The organism is Allomuricauda sp. TY007, assembly GCF_010468565.1.
Classification (GTDB): Bacteria; Bacteroidota; Bacteroidia; order Flavobacteriales; family Flavobacteriaceae; genus Flagellimonas.
Map to the genome: position 1 here is coordinate 216,540 of NZ_WUEG01000002.1, position 14,476 is coordinate 231,015.

19 protein-coding genes are annotated in these 14,476 nt (G+C 41.1%); 5 read left to right on the forward strand and 14 right to left on the reverse strand.

Annotated elements, in window-relative coordinates; genetic code table 11:
* The first annotated feature begins 20 nt into the window (after positions 1 to 20).
* Entirely contained in the window at positions 21 to 1,304 is a 1,284-nt protein-coding gene (locus tag GO009_RS02885; protein ID WP_163624712.1) for a dipeptidase, read from the forward strand.
* On the opposite strand, the gene GO009_RS02890 is transcribed toward GO009_RS02885, so the two are convergent.
* Complete coding sequence (locus GO009_RS02890) at positions 1,301 to 1,720, reverse strand: hotdog domain-containing protein (protein ID WP_163624713.1); 420 nt, start codon at positions 1,718 to 1,720, stop codon at positions 1,301 to 1,303. The genes GO009_RS02885 and GO009_RS02890 overlap by 4 nt on opposite strands.
* A 171-nt stretch (positions 1,721 to 1,891) precedes the next feature.
* On the reverse strand, positions 1,892 to 2,791 hold the full coding sequence (locus tag GO009_RS02895; RefSeq protein WP_163624714.1) for a DUF72 domain-containing protein: 900 nt from the start codon (positions 2,789 to 2,791) through the stop codon (positions 1,892 to 1,894).
* Positions 2,792 to 3,110: 319 nt separating this feature from the next.
* On the opposite strand from GO009_RS02895, the gene GO009_RS02900 reads away from it, so the two are divergent.
* Positions 3,111 to 3,524, forward strand: a complete 414-nt coding sequence (locus GO009_RS02900) for a glyoxalase (RefSeq protein ID WP_163624715.1) — start codon at positions 3,111 to 3,113, stop codon at positions 3,522 to 3,524.
* On the opposite strand, the gene GO009_RS02905 is transcribed toward GO009_RS02900, so the two are convergent.
* Positions 3,510 to 4,193, reverse strand: a complete 684-nt coding sequence (locus GO009_RS02905; RefSeq protein ID WP_163624716.1) for a DUF2461 domain-containing protein — start codon at positions 4,191 to 4,193, stop codon at positions 3,510 to 3,512. The genes GO009_RS02900 and GO009_RS02905 overlap by 15 nt on opposite strands.
* Positions 4,194 to 4,285: 92 nt before the next feature.
* Between GO009_RS02905 and epsC the strand changes: the two genes are divergently transcribed.
* The 3 genes from epsC (at position 4,286) to GO009_RS02920 (ending at position 6,585) form a co-directional block, all read left to right on the forward strand.
* Positions 4,286 to 5,077 (forward strand): serine O-acetyltransferase EpsC, encoded by a 792-nt coding sequence (gene epsC / locus GO009_RS02910; protein ID WP_163624717.1) that lies wholly within the window; start codon positions 4,286 to 4,288, stop codon positions 5,075 to 5,077.
* Positions 5,070 to 5,954, forward strand: coding sequence for a cysteine synthase CysM (gene cysM / locus GO009_RS02915; RefSeq protein ID WP_163624718.1), 885 nt, complete (start codon positions 5,070 to 5,072; stop codon positions 5,952 to 5,954). Before epsC ends, cysM begins: the two co-directional genes overlap by 8 nt.
* 148 nt (positions 5,955 to 6,102) lie before the next feature.
* The gene (locus tag GO009_RS02920; protein WP_163624719.1) at positions 6,103 to 6,585 is read left to right on the forward strand and encodes a hypothetical protein; all 483 of its coding nucleotides are present in this window, start codon (positions 6,103 to 6,105) and stop codon (positions 6,583 to 6,585) included.
* On the opposite strand, the gene GO009_RS02925 is transcribed toward GO009_RS02920, so the two are convergent.
* The 11 genes from GO009_RS02925 to hisB form a co-directional block, all read right to left on the reverse strand.
* Complete coding sequence (locus GO009_RS02925) at positions 6,586 to 8,055, reverse strand: magnesium chelatase (protein ID WP_163624720.1); 1,470 nt, start codon at positions 8,053 to 8,055, stop codon at positions 6,586 to 6,588.
* 8 nt (positions 8,056 to 8,063) lie between these two features.
* On the reverse strand, positions 8,064 to 9,227 hold the full coding sequence (locus GO009_RS02930; protein WP_163624721.1) for a VWA domain-containing protein: 1,164 nt from the start codon (positions 9,225 to 9,227) through the stop codon (positions 8,064 to 8,066).
* A gap of 63 nt (positions 9,228 to 9,290) precedes the next feature.
* The gene (gene hisIE / locus GO009_RS02935; protein WP_163624722.1) at positions 9,291 to 9,887 is read right to left on the reverse strand and encodes a bifunctional phosphoribosyl-AMP cyclohydrolase/phosphoribosyl-ATP diphosphatase HisIE; all 597 of its coding nucleotides are present in this window, start codon (positions 9,885 to 9,887) and stop codon (positions 9,291 to 9,293) included.
* A 2-nt stretch (positions 9,888 to 9,889) separates the two neighbouring features.
* Positions 9,890 to 10,645: an imidazole glycerol phosphate synthase subunit HisF gene (gene hisF, locus GO009_RS02940; RefSeq protein ID WP_163624723.1), complete on the reverse strand. Its 756-nt coding sequence runs from the start codon at positions 10,643 to 10,645 to the stop codon at positions 9,890 to 9,892.
* Positions 10,646 to 10,664: 19 nt separating this feature from the next.
* Complete coding sequence (locus GO009_RS02945) at positions 10,665 to 10,991, reverse strand: multidrug efflux SMR transporter (protein ID WP_163624724.1); 327 nt, start codon at positions 10,989 to 10,991, stop codon at positions 10,665 to 10,667.
* A 17-nt stretch (positions 10,992 to 11,008) separates the two neighbouring features.
* Positions 11,009 to 11,527 carry a DinB family protein gene (locus GO009_RS02950; RefSeq protein WP_163624725.1) on the reverse strand — a complete coding sequence of 173 codons (519 nt, stop codon included), beginning with the start codon at positions 11,525 to 11,527 and terminating at the stop codon, positions 11,009 to 11,011.
* A complete protein-coding gene (gene hisA, locus GO009_RS02955; RefSeq protein WP_163624726.1) occupies positions 11,520 to 12,251 on the reverse strand; it encodes a 1-(5-phosphoribosyl)-5-[(5-phosphoribosylamino)methylideneamino]imidazole-4-carboxamide isomerase in 732 nt (243 codons plus the stop codon). Before hisA ends, GO009_RS02950 begins: the two co-directional genes overlap by 8 nt.
* Positions 12,252 to 12,254: 3 nt before the next feature.
* Positions 12,255 to 12,410, reverse strand: coding sequence for a hypothetical protein (locus tag GO009_RS17820; protein ID WP_306770387.1), 156 nt, complete (start codon positions 12,408 to 12,410; stop codon positions 12,255 to 12,257).
* Positions 12,352 to 12,672 carry a hypothetical protein gene (locus tag GO009_RS02960; protein ID WP_239057370.1) on the reverse strand — a complete coding sequence of 107 codons (321 nt, stop codon included), beginning with the start codon at positions 12,670 to 12,672 and terminating at the stop codon, positions 12,352 to 12,354. Before GO009_RS02960 ends, GO009_RS17820 begins: the two co-directional genes overlap by 59 nt.
* 1 nt (position 12,673) lies before the next feature.
* Positions 12,674 to 13,258, reverse strand: coding sequence for an imidazole glycerol phosphate synthase subunit HisH (gene hisH / locus GO009_RS02965; RefSeq protein WP_163624727.1), 585 nt, complete (start codon positions 13,256 to 13,258; stop codon positions 12,674 to 12,676).
* Between the two features lie 81 nt (positions 13,259 to 13,339).
* Complete coding sequence (gene hisB / locus GO009_RS02970) at positions 13,340 to 14,476, reverse strand: bifunctional histidinol-phosphatase/imidazoleglycerol-phosphate dehydratase HisB (RefSeq protein WP_163624728.1); 1,137 nt, start codon at positions 14,474 to 14,476, stop codon at positions 13,340 to 13,342.

Here is a 14,476-nt window from a genome sequence, read left to right on the forward strand (position 1 = left end):
TATGTGTAAAAAAACCAACCATGAAATATTATTATCTATTCTTTAGCCTTACCCTATTGATCTCTTGTGGAGAAAAAAAACCTGAAAAAATAGAAACCCTGGAAGAAAAAGCCCAAAGAATCCACGATTCCGTGATTACGATTGATACTCATGACGACATTAACGTGCAGAATTTTACGGATAGTATCAATTACACCCAACGATTGGAAACTCAAATCAATATTCCAAAAATGGAGGAAGGCGGATTGGATGTAGCTTGGCTGATTGTGTATACAGGTCAGGACACATTAACCACCGAAGGTTATGCCAAGGCTTCCAAAAATGCCATTTCAAAATTTGAGGCCATTCACCGGTTGTGCGAAGACATTGCACCAGACGAGATTGAATTGGCATTGACCTCCGATGACGTAAGAAGAATTGTGGCGTCAGGCAAAAAAGTGGCCATGATCGGTGTGGAAAATGCGTATCCAATCGGTGAAGACCTTTCCAATATTGAGGAGTACCAAAAACGGGGTGCCCGCTATATGTCCCTATCGCACAATGGCCATAGCCAATTTAGTGATTCCAATACAGGAGAAAAAGACAGTGTTTGGCTGCATAACGGTTTAAGTGACCTGGGTAAAGAAGCTGTTGCCGAAATGAACCGTGTTGGGATGATGATAGATGTTTCGCACCCATCCAAAGAAGCCATGAAACAAATGATCGAGTTGACCAAAGCACCCATTATTGCTTCGCACTCTTCGGCCAGGGCTCTTTGCGACCACAGCCGTAATTTGGATGATGAACAATTGATGTTGATGAAAGAAAATGGAGGCGTGGTGCAAACCGTTGCCTTTAGCTCTTATTTGAACACCGAAAAGCACGAAGCCCGTTCTGCCTATATGACCGAAGTATATAAAAAAGTAGCCGATTCATTGGATGTGGCTTGGTATGAGCGTTCCCAGTTCTCTTCTTTGACCGATGAGCAGCGTGAGGAATTTTTTACTAACTACGGTAAAATCCGAAACATTGGTGAAGAATTGGCCGAAACGGACCCCAATGTACCACCAGCGGTAAATGTATCCGACTTTGTGGACCACATAGACTATATGGTGGATTTAATCGGAATTGACCACGTGGGCATCAGCTCCGATTTTGATGGAGGTGGTGGCATCGAAGGCTGGTCAGATGCTTCTGAAACCTTCAACGTAACCTTGGAACTGGTGAAACGAGGCTATACCGAAGAAGAAATAGCCAAATTGTGGGGCGGCAACCTGTTAAGAGTGTTGGACGAGGTTCAGGCCGTGGCCAAAACTTTGAACTAAGAAGCGGACTTTTCCTCTTCTTTTTCCTTTTTGGCCAAACGGTCTTTAACGTATTCTATTTTCGTTTTTCCATGGGCCTTGGGGTTACCGTTCTCGTCTAGGTTAACCATTATAATATTGTCCACCGTAACAATGCTCTCGTGGGTCATCTTATTTCTAACTTCGCAGTTTAAGGAAATTGAGGTAGTCCCAAATTTTATGACCTCAATACCAATTTCTATGATATCGCCTTCTTTGGCAGTACTCATAAAATTGATTTCGGACATGTATTTGGTTACAATTTTTTTGTTCTCGAGCTGAATGATGCTGTACAATACAGCTTCTTCATCTATCCAAGCAAGGACCTTACCTCCAAACAGCGTTCCATTGGCGTTCAAATCCTCTGGCTTCACCCATTTTCTTGTATGAAATCGCATAATTGAAACTTTTAGAATTCAAGTGCAAAGTTAGCGGAATCCTTTGAAGGTTTTTCCTGTTAATCCCTTTAATTGATGCGAATTATGAATTTAAAATATTTACTACAGACCAAATACTAAGTGAATAATTTTAAATGCCCAAGATTTTAAACTTGATCAATTTGAAGTGTTTTAACTGAACAAATCCTTTTGTGGGGGCAAAGTGGTCTTGGGAATGTGCAAATTGAAGCCCATTTTGTCGTTTAACTGTTTTATAAAGTATGCAGATAACAAAGGTGACTCCAACTCAAGGTTCTGATGTACAAAGAAATGGATGTTTTCCAATCCCATGGACATCCAAGAAGACAGGCGTTCAACCCAATCATCCAAACGAGAGTAATCCGATTTGTGATTGGCTCCCACATAGCGAACAAAAGCTTCGTTATTGGTCAGGCGCATGTGCATTAGATCTCGCCTACCTGCTGTATCCACCAAAATATTGGCAATGTTGTTTTCTTCAAGCAAGTGATACAATTCCTGCGCTACTTTTTTATCGTTGAACCAGTCGGTGTGACGAAACTCCATGGCCAATGGAAACTCTTTGGGCCAATATTCCACAAAGCGCACTACCCTATCCCAATTTTTAGGTCCAAAATTGTTGTGCATTTGTAAAAAGATGGTGCCCAGTTTATCCCCAAGCAGTGGGGTTACTTCCAAATAATGGTCCGCAGCTTCCAGGGCTTTGTCGTTCATACGTCTTAAATGGCTGACCTCGTTGGTCATTTTTGGAAAAAACTTAAAGCCTTCAGGGGTTTTGTTCCGCCATTTTTCATATTGTTCTGCAGGAAAAATACGGTAGAACGTGGCATTCAGCTCAATACTGTTGAATTGTGAGGAATAGTATTCCAATTCATCTTTTGTACCTCGAGGGTAAAAATTCTTAAGATCTTGACGGTTCCATTTAGCACAGCCCACATGAATCTTGGTCTTTGCGCCTGTTTTGGTTTTGGATAACACCACAGGAGTATCGGGGTGGTCTGGTGGGATGGTAAAATCTATAAGTTCGGGATGGTCTACTTTTCCGAATTTCATGGGTAACTTAATTTAGTTCCAAGTTAAAAAAATAAGAATTTTGGCTTGTTGGACAAATAAATGTGGATTTACATCATCTTTCACTATATTTAAACATGTCATTCTTCAATACATCTTTTAAATTCCCCAAGTTATTCAGGTACTGGGTTCTGCTTGAATTTTTAATCTGTGTCATGTGTCTCTTGGTTTATTGGGTTTCTAAATTGCTCTAAAATTTCCTGTAGCTTCTCGCGTAGTTGTTCATAACATCGTTGACAACTATTGCCATATTTAAAAGTGTGCGGTTGATCATTCTGTAATTTTAGTAAAAATCACAGCCATGGATTCACAATCCGACCGTCGATTGGACATTCGTCCAGCCATTCCAGAGTCACATTTTAACAGCCAAATGGGTTTCGATGAACATTTTCAGAACAAGACCCTGAGACCCGTGATCAAACTTCAAAACTATTTGTTGGTAGAGGCCTTCAAGAACTATGCGAACAAGCATAAGGGAGTTTTCTACGAGCTTTCGTTGGAAAAAAAGTTCCACTACATTGAACGGGCTATCCAAAAGGACATCAAATTCAGGAATTCCCTTAAGGGAATGATCATTGGCCAATTTACCGTGGAAGAATACCGCGATTACATTACCAATTCCTCTGCTCTGAACAAAAGAATGATGAATATGGTGGTGGAACGCCTTAAGGACCAAGTTCAACTTTTGGAAGAGGAAGCCTTATTCCAAAATTGATTCGCCGTTCAAGTTGGTAGTGAGAATATCGCTCATCAAGTCAAAATAAGGGCGGATTGCTTTATAGGATTTATCCACTTCATCTATAAATGATGAAGAAAGGACTTCTTTGTCGTTGAACTTTCTAATAAATATAAACTGCTTCTTTCTGATTAAGTCAATATCTGGGTGTTCTTTATCAAAACCCTTTGGGGCTGTTTTCACCCCATCACCTTGAAGTTCTCCCCAAACGGATTTCAGCTCTTTTTGATTGATGACTTCGCGAAATTCATCAGTATCCATCTCCAGTTCTTTTCTGATTCGGAAGAGATCTTCTTTGTTCGGAGCAAAGAATCCTGCGCCTAAAAATGATTCTCCTGGTTTGATATGAATGTAGTAACCACCTCTCAAGTGTGCGCCTAGTCTGGAAAAAAATCCAGCAAAATGGGCTTTGTAAGGTGTTTTGTCCTTGGAAAAACGAACATCACGGTAAATACGGAACAATTTCATTTTCTCAATCTCATCATGATGATTCAAGTTGAGTTTTACCGCTTCAAGAAATGCCTTTACATCGGATTGATGTTTTTTAAATTCAGGTTTATGTGCTTCAAACCAATCCCGATTGTTATTGCTTTTCAACTCCTTCAAAAAATCAAAAACACTTTGGGAAATTGTAATATTGGACGTCATATATCGATAATATGTTATTTTTAAACTAAAGTTAGCCTTTTATACCTTCGTAGCGTAAGGATTTGTCTAATTTTAAGACAATACAGAGCAGTATGGACAAGGATAAAATCATCGCCGAACTCAATAGGCACAAAAAACTGCCTTATCTGGATTACAGATTAAAGCAGGAAACAGAGGATTTCACCGACACGCTTTTTTATACCCTATTTGATGCCAACACTCCTGTTGCCGTTAATTTAGAGTTGTTGGAAAACAAGTTTAACAAGCTCATGGATATGGCGTGTTGGGATTTGGAAAAACCCAGCGAAGAATTGTGGAGCAATTATATATCCCACCTACCTCAGATTTTGGAAAACTTGAATTTGGATGCAGAGGCCATTTTGAATTGTGACCCTGCCTCTCTTTCCCTCCAGGAAATATATATGGCCTACCCAGGGTTTTATGCCATTGCCATCTACCGTTTGGCTCACGAGCTTTATGAAGAAGGAGTGCCATTAATCCCCAGAATGATGACCGAATATGCGCACAGGCAAACTGGTGTGGATATCAATCCCGGAGCTAAAATCGGGAAATCGTTTTTTATTGACCACGCAACAGGAGTTGTAATCGGGGAAACAGCCATTATTCGTGATAATGTAAAGATTTACCAAGGAGTTACTTTGGGAGCATTGTACGTTGCCAAAAATCTGGAAAAAACCAAGCGTCATCCAACCATAGAAAATAACGTGACCATTTATGCCAATGCTACTATTTTAGGCGGAGAAACCGTTGTTGGCGCCAACTCTGTCATTGGTGGTAATGCTTGGATTACCTCGTCCGTTCCGCCCAACTCGACCGTTTATCACAAACCAGAAATCAAAATAAAGACAACCCCAAATGTCTAACAGCATACTAGACCTTATCGGAAACACCCCCATGGTGGAGTCCAAAGTATTGAACACCAATCCAAATGTAAAAGTCCTGTTTAAGCTCGAAGGAAACAATCCTGGCGGAAGCGTTAAAGACCGTCCAGCTTACAACATGATAAAAAGTGGGCTTGAACGTGGCGATTTTACCAAGGAAACCAGATTAATCGAGGCCACAAGTGGAAATACAGGTATTGGATTGGCCATGATTGCTGGTCTTTTTGGGCTTGATATTGAATTGGTGATGCCCGAAAACTCTACCAAGGAACGAGTGCAAACTATGCGAGCCTACGGTGCAAAAGTGACGCTGACCCCTGCCGATGTAGGCATTGAAGGAGCTCGTGATTATGCTGAAGCCAAAGTTGAGGAAGAAGGTTTTAAGATGTTGAACCAATTTTCCAATGATGACAACTGGAAGGCTCATTATAAAACCACTGGACCTGAGATTTGGAGGGATACCGATGGAGAAATCACCCATTTTGTGTCCAGCATGGGAACTACCGGAACCATTATGGGAACCTCCACTTATTTAAAGGAGCAGAACCCAAACGTACAGATTGTGGGGGTTCAGCCAACGGATGATTCTAAAATCCCAGGTATTCGTAAATGGCCTCAGGAATATCTGCCCAAGATTTTTAATCCAGATAAAGTGGATAGCGTGATGGAAGTCAGCGAACAGGATGCCACCGAAATGGCCAAAAAGTTGGCTAAAGAAGAAGGCATTTTTGCAGGAATGAGTAGTGGTGGAGCTGCTACCGTTGCGCTGCGTCTGGCCGAAACTTTGGAGCGCGGCACCATTGTATCCATTGTATGCGATCGTGGCGATCGTTATTTGTCCTCTGATTTATTTGATTAGGTAAGGGTATTTATATAGGTTTTTATGGCTTTTATGTCGGATTTTTCGCATTATCCAACATTATTTACGGGTTGTCGATTTCTTTAAAATAATATCCCAAAAAGCCTGTTCTTTATGTTAGATAAAGTCCCAAAATCTTGTGATTGATATGAATACCCTGTCAAAAATCATTACCTGGAAAAGAAATATACTGGCTAGTGCGGTTGTGCTGTTCACCTTGATTGTATTGAGCTTTTATGGTGTTTATACCAATCAATTCTACTTTTTAAAAGCAGACAACTATATTTTTCCCATACTCACGTCTGTACATTTTCTTTACCTGTACGTTATTTGGTTTAAAATTACCGAGGATGAGCTGCCAGACCCGAAAATGCGAAATATAGAGTATGTGCTCTATGCCATCATGATTGTGTATGTCTTCAAAATTTATGACAGTATTACGGTTCTGAATTCCATCAAAACGTATGGTGAACATGTAATACCCACCACATTTAAACCCATGGCAACTCTTTCTGTATTGCTTTATAGTATTCTGCCGATTTTAACGCTTTACTCATTTTGGTTGAGAAAGCACTATGTGGGAGTTTACAATTTTGAAAATTATAACGACAACCTAAATATTTGGCAATAGTTACAGTCCTCGAATGTAACTTCCATACAAATCTTTAAACTGATACCCTTGCTGAAAACGATGCTTGCTCAATTTTTTATGGGCAACCAATCCCCAGAGCAGCAGTTCTTTCAAAAAATAAGAATCTTCTTTGGGTGCATCGGGTTGATATTCCTTTAAAAGATTGTTCAAGGGGCCGATGGAGTCCAACTTGGATTTGTACTCCTCCTCTTTTTCATCATCCAAAAGGTCAAAACCTTCTCCATCAAAAAACCAACTGACCAGTTCATCGTACTCGTTTTCCTCCTCTTTTCGCTGAAGCTTATCAATTTTCGGGAAATAACTCGGAAATAATGATTTGGCGGCATCTTCTATCAAATTCTCTGCTACGGAGCCTGCTCCCTCCTGCTCTCCTTCATATACCAACTCAATTTTCCCTGTGATGGAAGGCACTACACCCATAAAATCACTCAAGCGAACAGATGTCTTCTTGTCACCCGCAACAATGGCCCTACGTTCAGCGGTACTCAATAGATTCTCAAAAGCTGTGATGCTCATACGGGCGCTCACGCCACTTTTAGCATCTACATATTCACTGTTTCTAGCCTCAAAACTGATTTGCTCCAATAAATCCATTGCGATTTCGGGCACATATACAAAATCTGATTGCCGTTTATCGAGTTTCGCTTCTTGTTTGGTGATTTTCTTTGCAATCTCAATATTTTCAGGATAATGGGTCAAAATTTGTGAGCCGATTCTATCCTTTAATGGTGTTACAATGCTTCCTCTATTGGTGTAGTCTTCAGGGTTGGCGGTAAACACAAATTGAATATCCAGGTGCAATCGAAGTTTAAATCCTCGGATTTGTATATCGCCTTCTTGTAGTATGTTAAACAACGCCACTTGAATTCTTGCTTGAAGGTCTGGAAGCTCATTGATTACAAAAATACAGCGGTTGGCCCTTGGTATCATTCCAAAATGGATCACACGGTCATCGGCGTAGGACAATTTGAGGTTGGCCGCTTTTATCGGGTCTACATCCCCAATCAAATCCGCTACGGTAACATCGGGTGTGGCCAATTTTTCATAGAAACGCTCGCTTCTGTGCACCCAAGTAATTGGAGTGTCATCTCCTTTTTCTTTAATGAGCTCCGTCGCATATCGAGATATCGGGTCCAATGGGTCATCATGTATTTCAGACCCCTCTACAATGGGCATCCATTCATCGAGCAGTTGCACCATTAAACGGGCCAAGCGTGTTTTTGCTTGTCCTCGTAAACCCAATAAGTTAATATTGTGACGGGAAAGAATAGCTCTTTCCAATTCTGGAATCACGGAATTTTCATAACCCCAAACTCCTTCGAACACTTGTTCTCCTTTGGATATTTTCTCCAAAAGGTTTTCCCGAAGTTCGTCCTTAATGCTTCTGCTCGTATATCCCGCTAACTTTAATTCACCTAGCGTTTTGATTCTGGTATGGTCCAATTTCATTTGTTGTGTTATCCTTTTATTCTTCTTTTTCTATTTTGTTCGTAATCTTCAAAAATCATTTCGCCCAAACCTTTCAGTCCTGTATAGAAGGCTTTTCCCTTGTTCGCTTTGGTAAATTCACGCACAAACTGCATCAAATAAGGGTCTTCTGCAATCATAAAAGTGGTTATGGGAATATGAAGTTTTCTCGCTTGCTGGGCCATCGCGTAGCATTTTTCAACAATATACTCGTCCAGTCCTACGCTATTTTTGTAATAATCACCATTCGGAAGCCGTAAACATGAAGGTTTTCCGTCGGTGATCATAAAAATTTGCTTGTTGGTATTCCGTTTTCTGCGGAGCATGTCCATGGCGAGTTGCAATCCCGCAACGGTATTGGTGTGATAAGGCCCCACACGTAGATAAGGTAAATCCTTAATCGGAATAGGCCAGGCATCGTTTCCGAACACCAAAATGTCCAAGGTATCCTTTGGATAACGGGTCGTAATGAGTTCAGCAAGGGCCATTGCCACTTTTTTGGCGGGTGTGATTCTGTCCTCACCGTACAAAATCATACTATGGCTGATGTCGATCATCAACACCGTGCTCATCTGGGCTTTGTGCATGGTATCTTCCACCACCAAATCCTCTTCGCTAAGTGAAAAATTGTCCAAACCGTGGTTTACCTGGGCATTTTTGAGGCTTTCCGTCATACTGATATGCTCCAACGAATCCCCAAAACGGTATTCACGGAACTCACCTGTATGCTCATCACCTTTACCGGATTTCCCTGTTTTATGATTGCCAGAACCACTTCGCTTGATCTTTCCGAATATTTGGTCCAAGGCTCGTTGACGCAGCATGCGTTCCAACTTGGCAGTAACGAACAGGTTTCCACCTCCGCCGGTCTCATCACCCTCTTCACCTTCGCCCCCTTGTGGACCATCCATGTCAAATTCCTCACGGATATATCCTTTGGCCTTGAGGTCTTCTATAAAATCATCAATAGTGTAATCGTCGTCGGTAAGCTCGTATTCTTTGTCCAATTCCCGGAGCCAATCCAGCGCTTCCTCCACGTCACCCGAAGTATGGGTAACAAGCTCCTGAAAAATCTCAAAGAGTTTTTCGAACGGAGTTTGGTCTGGTGCCTCGTAATTGGTAAAACGAAACCCTTTTCTTGTGTTCATAGCCATTACATAAATTTACGGTATTTCGCTGTAAAGGCTAAACGTTTAGAAAAAACTTAACGGATTTGTTTAATGACGCTTTTCGAGCACTTGGGCAATATCGTCCAAGGCATAGCCTTTGGCTTGAAGTAAAATCAAGTAGTGAAACAATAAGTCAGCACTCTCGTTCAAGAAAAGTTCCTCGTTGTCGTCTTTGGCCTCTATCACGGTTTCCACAGCCTCTTCCCCTACTTTTTGTGCTATTTTATTGATGCCTTTTCGGAATAAGGAAGCTACATAACTATCTGGATTTTCTTGGTCGTTTTTTCTGGACTCGATGACTCCTTCCAAGGTTGACAAAAAGCCATAATCTTGAACATTTTCCTCGGCCCAGCAGGTGTCGGTTCCCTTATGACAGGTAGGGCCAACGGGGTTCACTTTAACCAAAAGGGTGTCGTTGTCACAATCCACTTGCATATCCACAAGGTTCAAAAAGTTGCCGCTTTCCTCGCCTTTGGTCCATAACCGTTGTTTGGAGCGGCTAAAAAAAGTGACTTTTTGGGTTTCTTGGGTTTTTTCAAACGCTTCTTGGTTCATATAGCCCAGCATCAACACGTTTTTGGTGGTTGCATCTTGAACAATGGCCGGTACAAGTCCGTCCGGATTTTTATTGAAGTCTATTTGCATTGTTATATTCTTACAGGAATTCCTTCTTCCTTTAATTCTTGTTTAAGTGTGTTTATTTCAATTTCCTTAAAATGAAAAACACTGGCAGCCAAAGCGGCATCTGCTTTTCCATCCTTAAATGTATCGGTAAAGTGTGAAATGGTACCCGCACCACCTGATGCAATCACAGGGATATTCACCAAGTCTGACAATTCAGCCAAAGCTGCATTGGCAAAGCCATTTTTGGTGCCATCATGGTCCATGGAAGTAAACAAAATTTCTCCGGCACCTCGTTCTTCCACTTCTTTTGCCCAATTAAAAAGGTCCAGTTCCGTAGGAACTTTTCCTCCTACCAAATGGACTTTCCATTTTCCATCAATCTGTTTGGCATCAATGGCAACCACAATACATTGCGAACCGAATTTGGCCACCAATTCATTGATCAATTCAGGTCTTTTCACCGCTGATGAGTTAATGGAAACCTTATCGGCCCCGTTTTTGAGGAGAATATCCACATCTTCCACGGAAGAAATTCCTCCGCCAACGGTAAAAGGTATGTTGATGGTCTCCGCCACGTGATATACCAATTCCGCCAAGGTCTTCCGTTTTTCCTCCGTAGCCGAGATGTCCAAGAAAACCAATTCATCGGCACCTTCTTTGGCATAAATGGAGGCCAATTCCACAGGGTCCCCTGCATCACGCAGGTCCACAAAGTTGATTCCTTTTACGGTGCGTCCGTTTTTAATATCGAGACAAGGAATTATTCTTTTTGTTAGCATTTATTTTTCTTTGATTGCACTAATGTGAGACTACTTTCAAACCAACAATTGAAGCAATTAATGTGGTAATAAAAAATAGTCTCCAAAATGTTGCGGGCTCTTTAAAAACAAAGATACCAAACAGTACGGTCCCCACGGCACCGATTCCGGTCCATACAGCATATGCGGTACCTATTGGCAATTCCTGTGTGGATTTTACCAGCAAAATCATACTGATCGCTAGGCAGACCACAAACCCTATATACCAATACATCATTTCCGTGCCCGTTGTTTCTTTCACCTTTCCTAAACATGCTGCAAAGGCAACTTCAAAAAAGCCTGCAATTATTAATAATATCCAGTTCATAGGCTGTATTTACAACGCTAGCTTTCGTTCTTGGCATTCAGGTTGACACCTCCATAAAAGCCCAAATCCCGGTTCTGTAAAATTTTGGTCCAAAGTGCTATTTGACCTGTGTGATAAGATAAATGCTCCGTTACATGAATAATGTTGCCCACACCAGAAAAATTAAAGCCCTGTACGTTTCTTTTACGTAAAAGTTCGTTGAGCGGAGCATCATAGAACGCCCTTTTGGCATCGGATATGGTGTCTTCCAATTTTTTAATGAGCTCTTCTTTGGTATAGCCAGATTCAGTTGAAAATTCCTCATCCCGTTTGCGCTCGTCTTCCAAATTTTGAATAGATGCAATTCCGTATTGCGTAATGTTTCCGCAGAGATGAAGTATGAGGTTCCCAATACTATTGCTAGACTCGTTGGGTTTTTGCCAGATTTCATCTTCCGACAATTGCTCTAAGCAGATTTTGATCATCCGCAGGCTTTCGTTCATTCGATACCCTGCGTTCCATACCAATTCTTCTTGGAGTTCTCTTTCTTTATCCATTTTCAAGAATATAATGTTCCAATTGCTTTAAACTGATCTTGCCTTCATAAATGGCTTTTCCAATGATTGTACCTTCGCAACCAATTTCGGCTAGTTTGGGGAGTTCATCAAAGGTGGAGATACCTCCACTGGCAATTAAATGTAAGCCTTTTTTGGTTTGTGCCAGCATTTTTTGATACAAGTCAAACGCTGGACCCTGCAACATCCCATCCTTGCTTATATCCGTACAGATTACATATTCAATTCCTTCCGATTGGTACTGCTGAACAAAAGGAATCAATTCCAAATCAGATTCTTCCTGCCAGCCCGAAACAGCTACTTTCTCATTGTTGGCATCAGCCCCAAGAATGATTTTATCAGCACCATAGGTCGACAACCAGCCCAAAAAGGTTTCTCGGTCTTTTACGGCAATGCTTCCTCCTGTAATTTGGTGTGCTCCACTTTCAAAAGCGATGTGCAAATCTTCATCGGATTTCAATCCTCCTCCAAAATCAATCTGTAAACTGGTTTTGGTTGCAATCGTCTCCAAAACTTTATGGTTGACAATATGCTTGGATTTTGCACCGTCCAAATCTACCAAATGTAAGTGTCGAATACCGTGTGCTTCAAATTCCTTGGCCACTTCCAACGGATTTTCGTTGTATACTTTTTTGGTGTTGTAATCTCCTTTGGAAAGTCGCACACATTTCCCCTCGATGATGTCTATTGCTGGGATCAATCTCATTCTTTAATCGTATTTTACTCTGTCTATGGACATCCACATTTCCGAATCCCCTATTCTTTTAAAGCCTAAACTTTCATAAAAACTATGGGCATCCAATGTTTTAAGCGCTACGGTGTTGACCTTTTTTACTTCTGGCCGGTCCAAAATATGTTGAATCAACTTTTTTCCAAGCCCTTTTCCTTATATTTGGGTCGAATACGACCACATCCATGATGTAAGCAAAAACTAAACCGTCGGTCATTATTCTGGTATAGGCAATCTGCTCACCGTTCTTATCGAACATGCCAAAACAGATGCTTTTCTCAATGGTCATCAATGTTTCTTCCCAAGTTCTCCCCTTTCCCCAATAAGTTGAAGAAACCTCTTCATGAATCTTTTGTTTATTCAGTTGGTCTTTGTCCGTTGATATATAGAAATCCATTTTAGATTAGGGTTAAAAAGTTCTTCAATATTTCACTCCCCACATCACTGCTTTTTTCGGGGTGGAATTGTACGCCATAAAAATTAGCTTTCTGCAAAGCAGCACTATATTCCACATCATACTCGGAAGTTGCAATGGTTTCTTTTCCAATAGGTGCATAAAAGCTGTGGACCAAATAAATGTATGATTTCTCAGGAATATTTTTGAACAGCTCACTTTTTAAATCCGAAATCTGGTTCCATCCAATTTGAGGTACTTTCACCTTGTTGGAAAATTTCACTACATCCAAATCAAAAATGCCCAAACCTTTGGTATGACCTTCTTCGGATGAATGGCACATGAGCTGCATACCCAAACAGATGCCCAAAACGGGCTGTTTCAATGTTGGAACCACCTTGTCCAAGCCCGTGGCTTTTAACTTGGCCATAGCGGAACTGGCCTCTCCTACTCCAGGAAAAATGACTTTATCGGCATTTCGAATTTCTTCAGCATCATGGCTTAAAACAGCTTCGTAACCTAGGCGCTTTATGGCAAACATGATGCTTTGGATGTTCCCTGCTCCGTAATCGATTATGACTATATTCATTTATTTCTTGTCTTTTTGTCATTTCGAGCATAGCGAGAAATCTAGATTTCTCAGTCGCAAGCTCCTTCGAAATGACACTTTTTACAACATTCCCTTCGTAGAAGGCAACACCATTTTTTCCGCATCACGCTTCACCGCCATTTTTATTGACTTGGCAAATGCTTTGAAAATCGCTTCGATTTTATGGTGCTCGTTGGTTCCTTCGGCTTTAATGTTTAAATTGGCTTTGGCACCATCGGTAAACGATTTAAAAAAGTGCATGAACATTTCCGTAGGCATATCCCCCACTTTTTCACGCTTGAATTCGGTGTCCCAAACCAACCAATTCCGTCCTCCAAAATCAATGGCTACTTGGGCAAGGCAGTCGTCCATTGGCAGGGCAAAACCGTAGCGTTCTATGCCCAGTTTGTCGCCCAGTGCTTTGGAAAACAATTCACCCAAAGCAATAGCAGTATCCTCGATGGTGTGGTGCTCATCTACCTCCAAGTCCCCATCCACCTTAATGTTTAAATCCATTTGGCCATGCCGTGCCAGTTGGTCCAACATATGGTCAAAAAAGGCCAAACCTGTGTTGATGTCACTCTTTCCGGTTCCATCAAGGTTTATCTTGATTTTAATGTCGGTTTCATTGGTTTTTCGGGATATTTCCGCAATCCTGTTTTCCAATTTTAAAAACTCATAGATTTTCTCCCAATCGTTGCTTTCTAGAGCAATAATATCATCCAATTCTTCACGCTTTACCGTGATTTCTCCAGTACCCAAATGGGTTTCATCATTGATAAAAATTCCTTTGGCACCAAGGTTTTTCGCCAACTCCACATCGGTTAAACGGTCACCTATCACGAACGAATTCTCGAGATCATATTCATCAGAAAAATAGGAAGTCAACATTCCCGTGCCCGGTTTACGCGTAGGGGCATTGTCCTTTGCAAAGGTTCGGTCGATATGGATTGCATTAAAAACCACTCCTTCATTTTCAAAGGTTTTTAAAATAAAATTTTGTACGGGCCAAAAGGTGTCTTCTGGAAAAATATCCGTTCCCAACCCATCTTGGTTGGTAATCATTACCAGTTCGTAGTTCAGTTCTTTGGCAATCTTTCCCAAATAAGTAAATGCCTTGGGGTAAAAAACCAACTTCTCAAAGGCATCAATCTGCTCATCTGCAGTTTCTTTGATGATGGTTCCATCACGATCAATGAATAGTACTTTTTTGCCCAT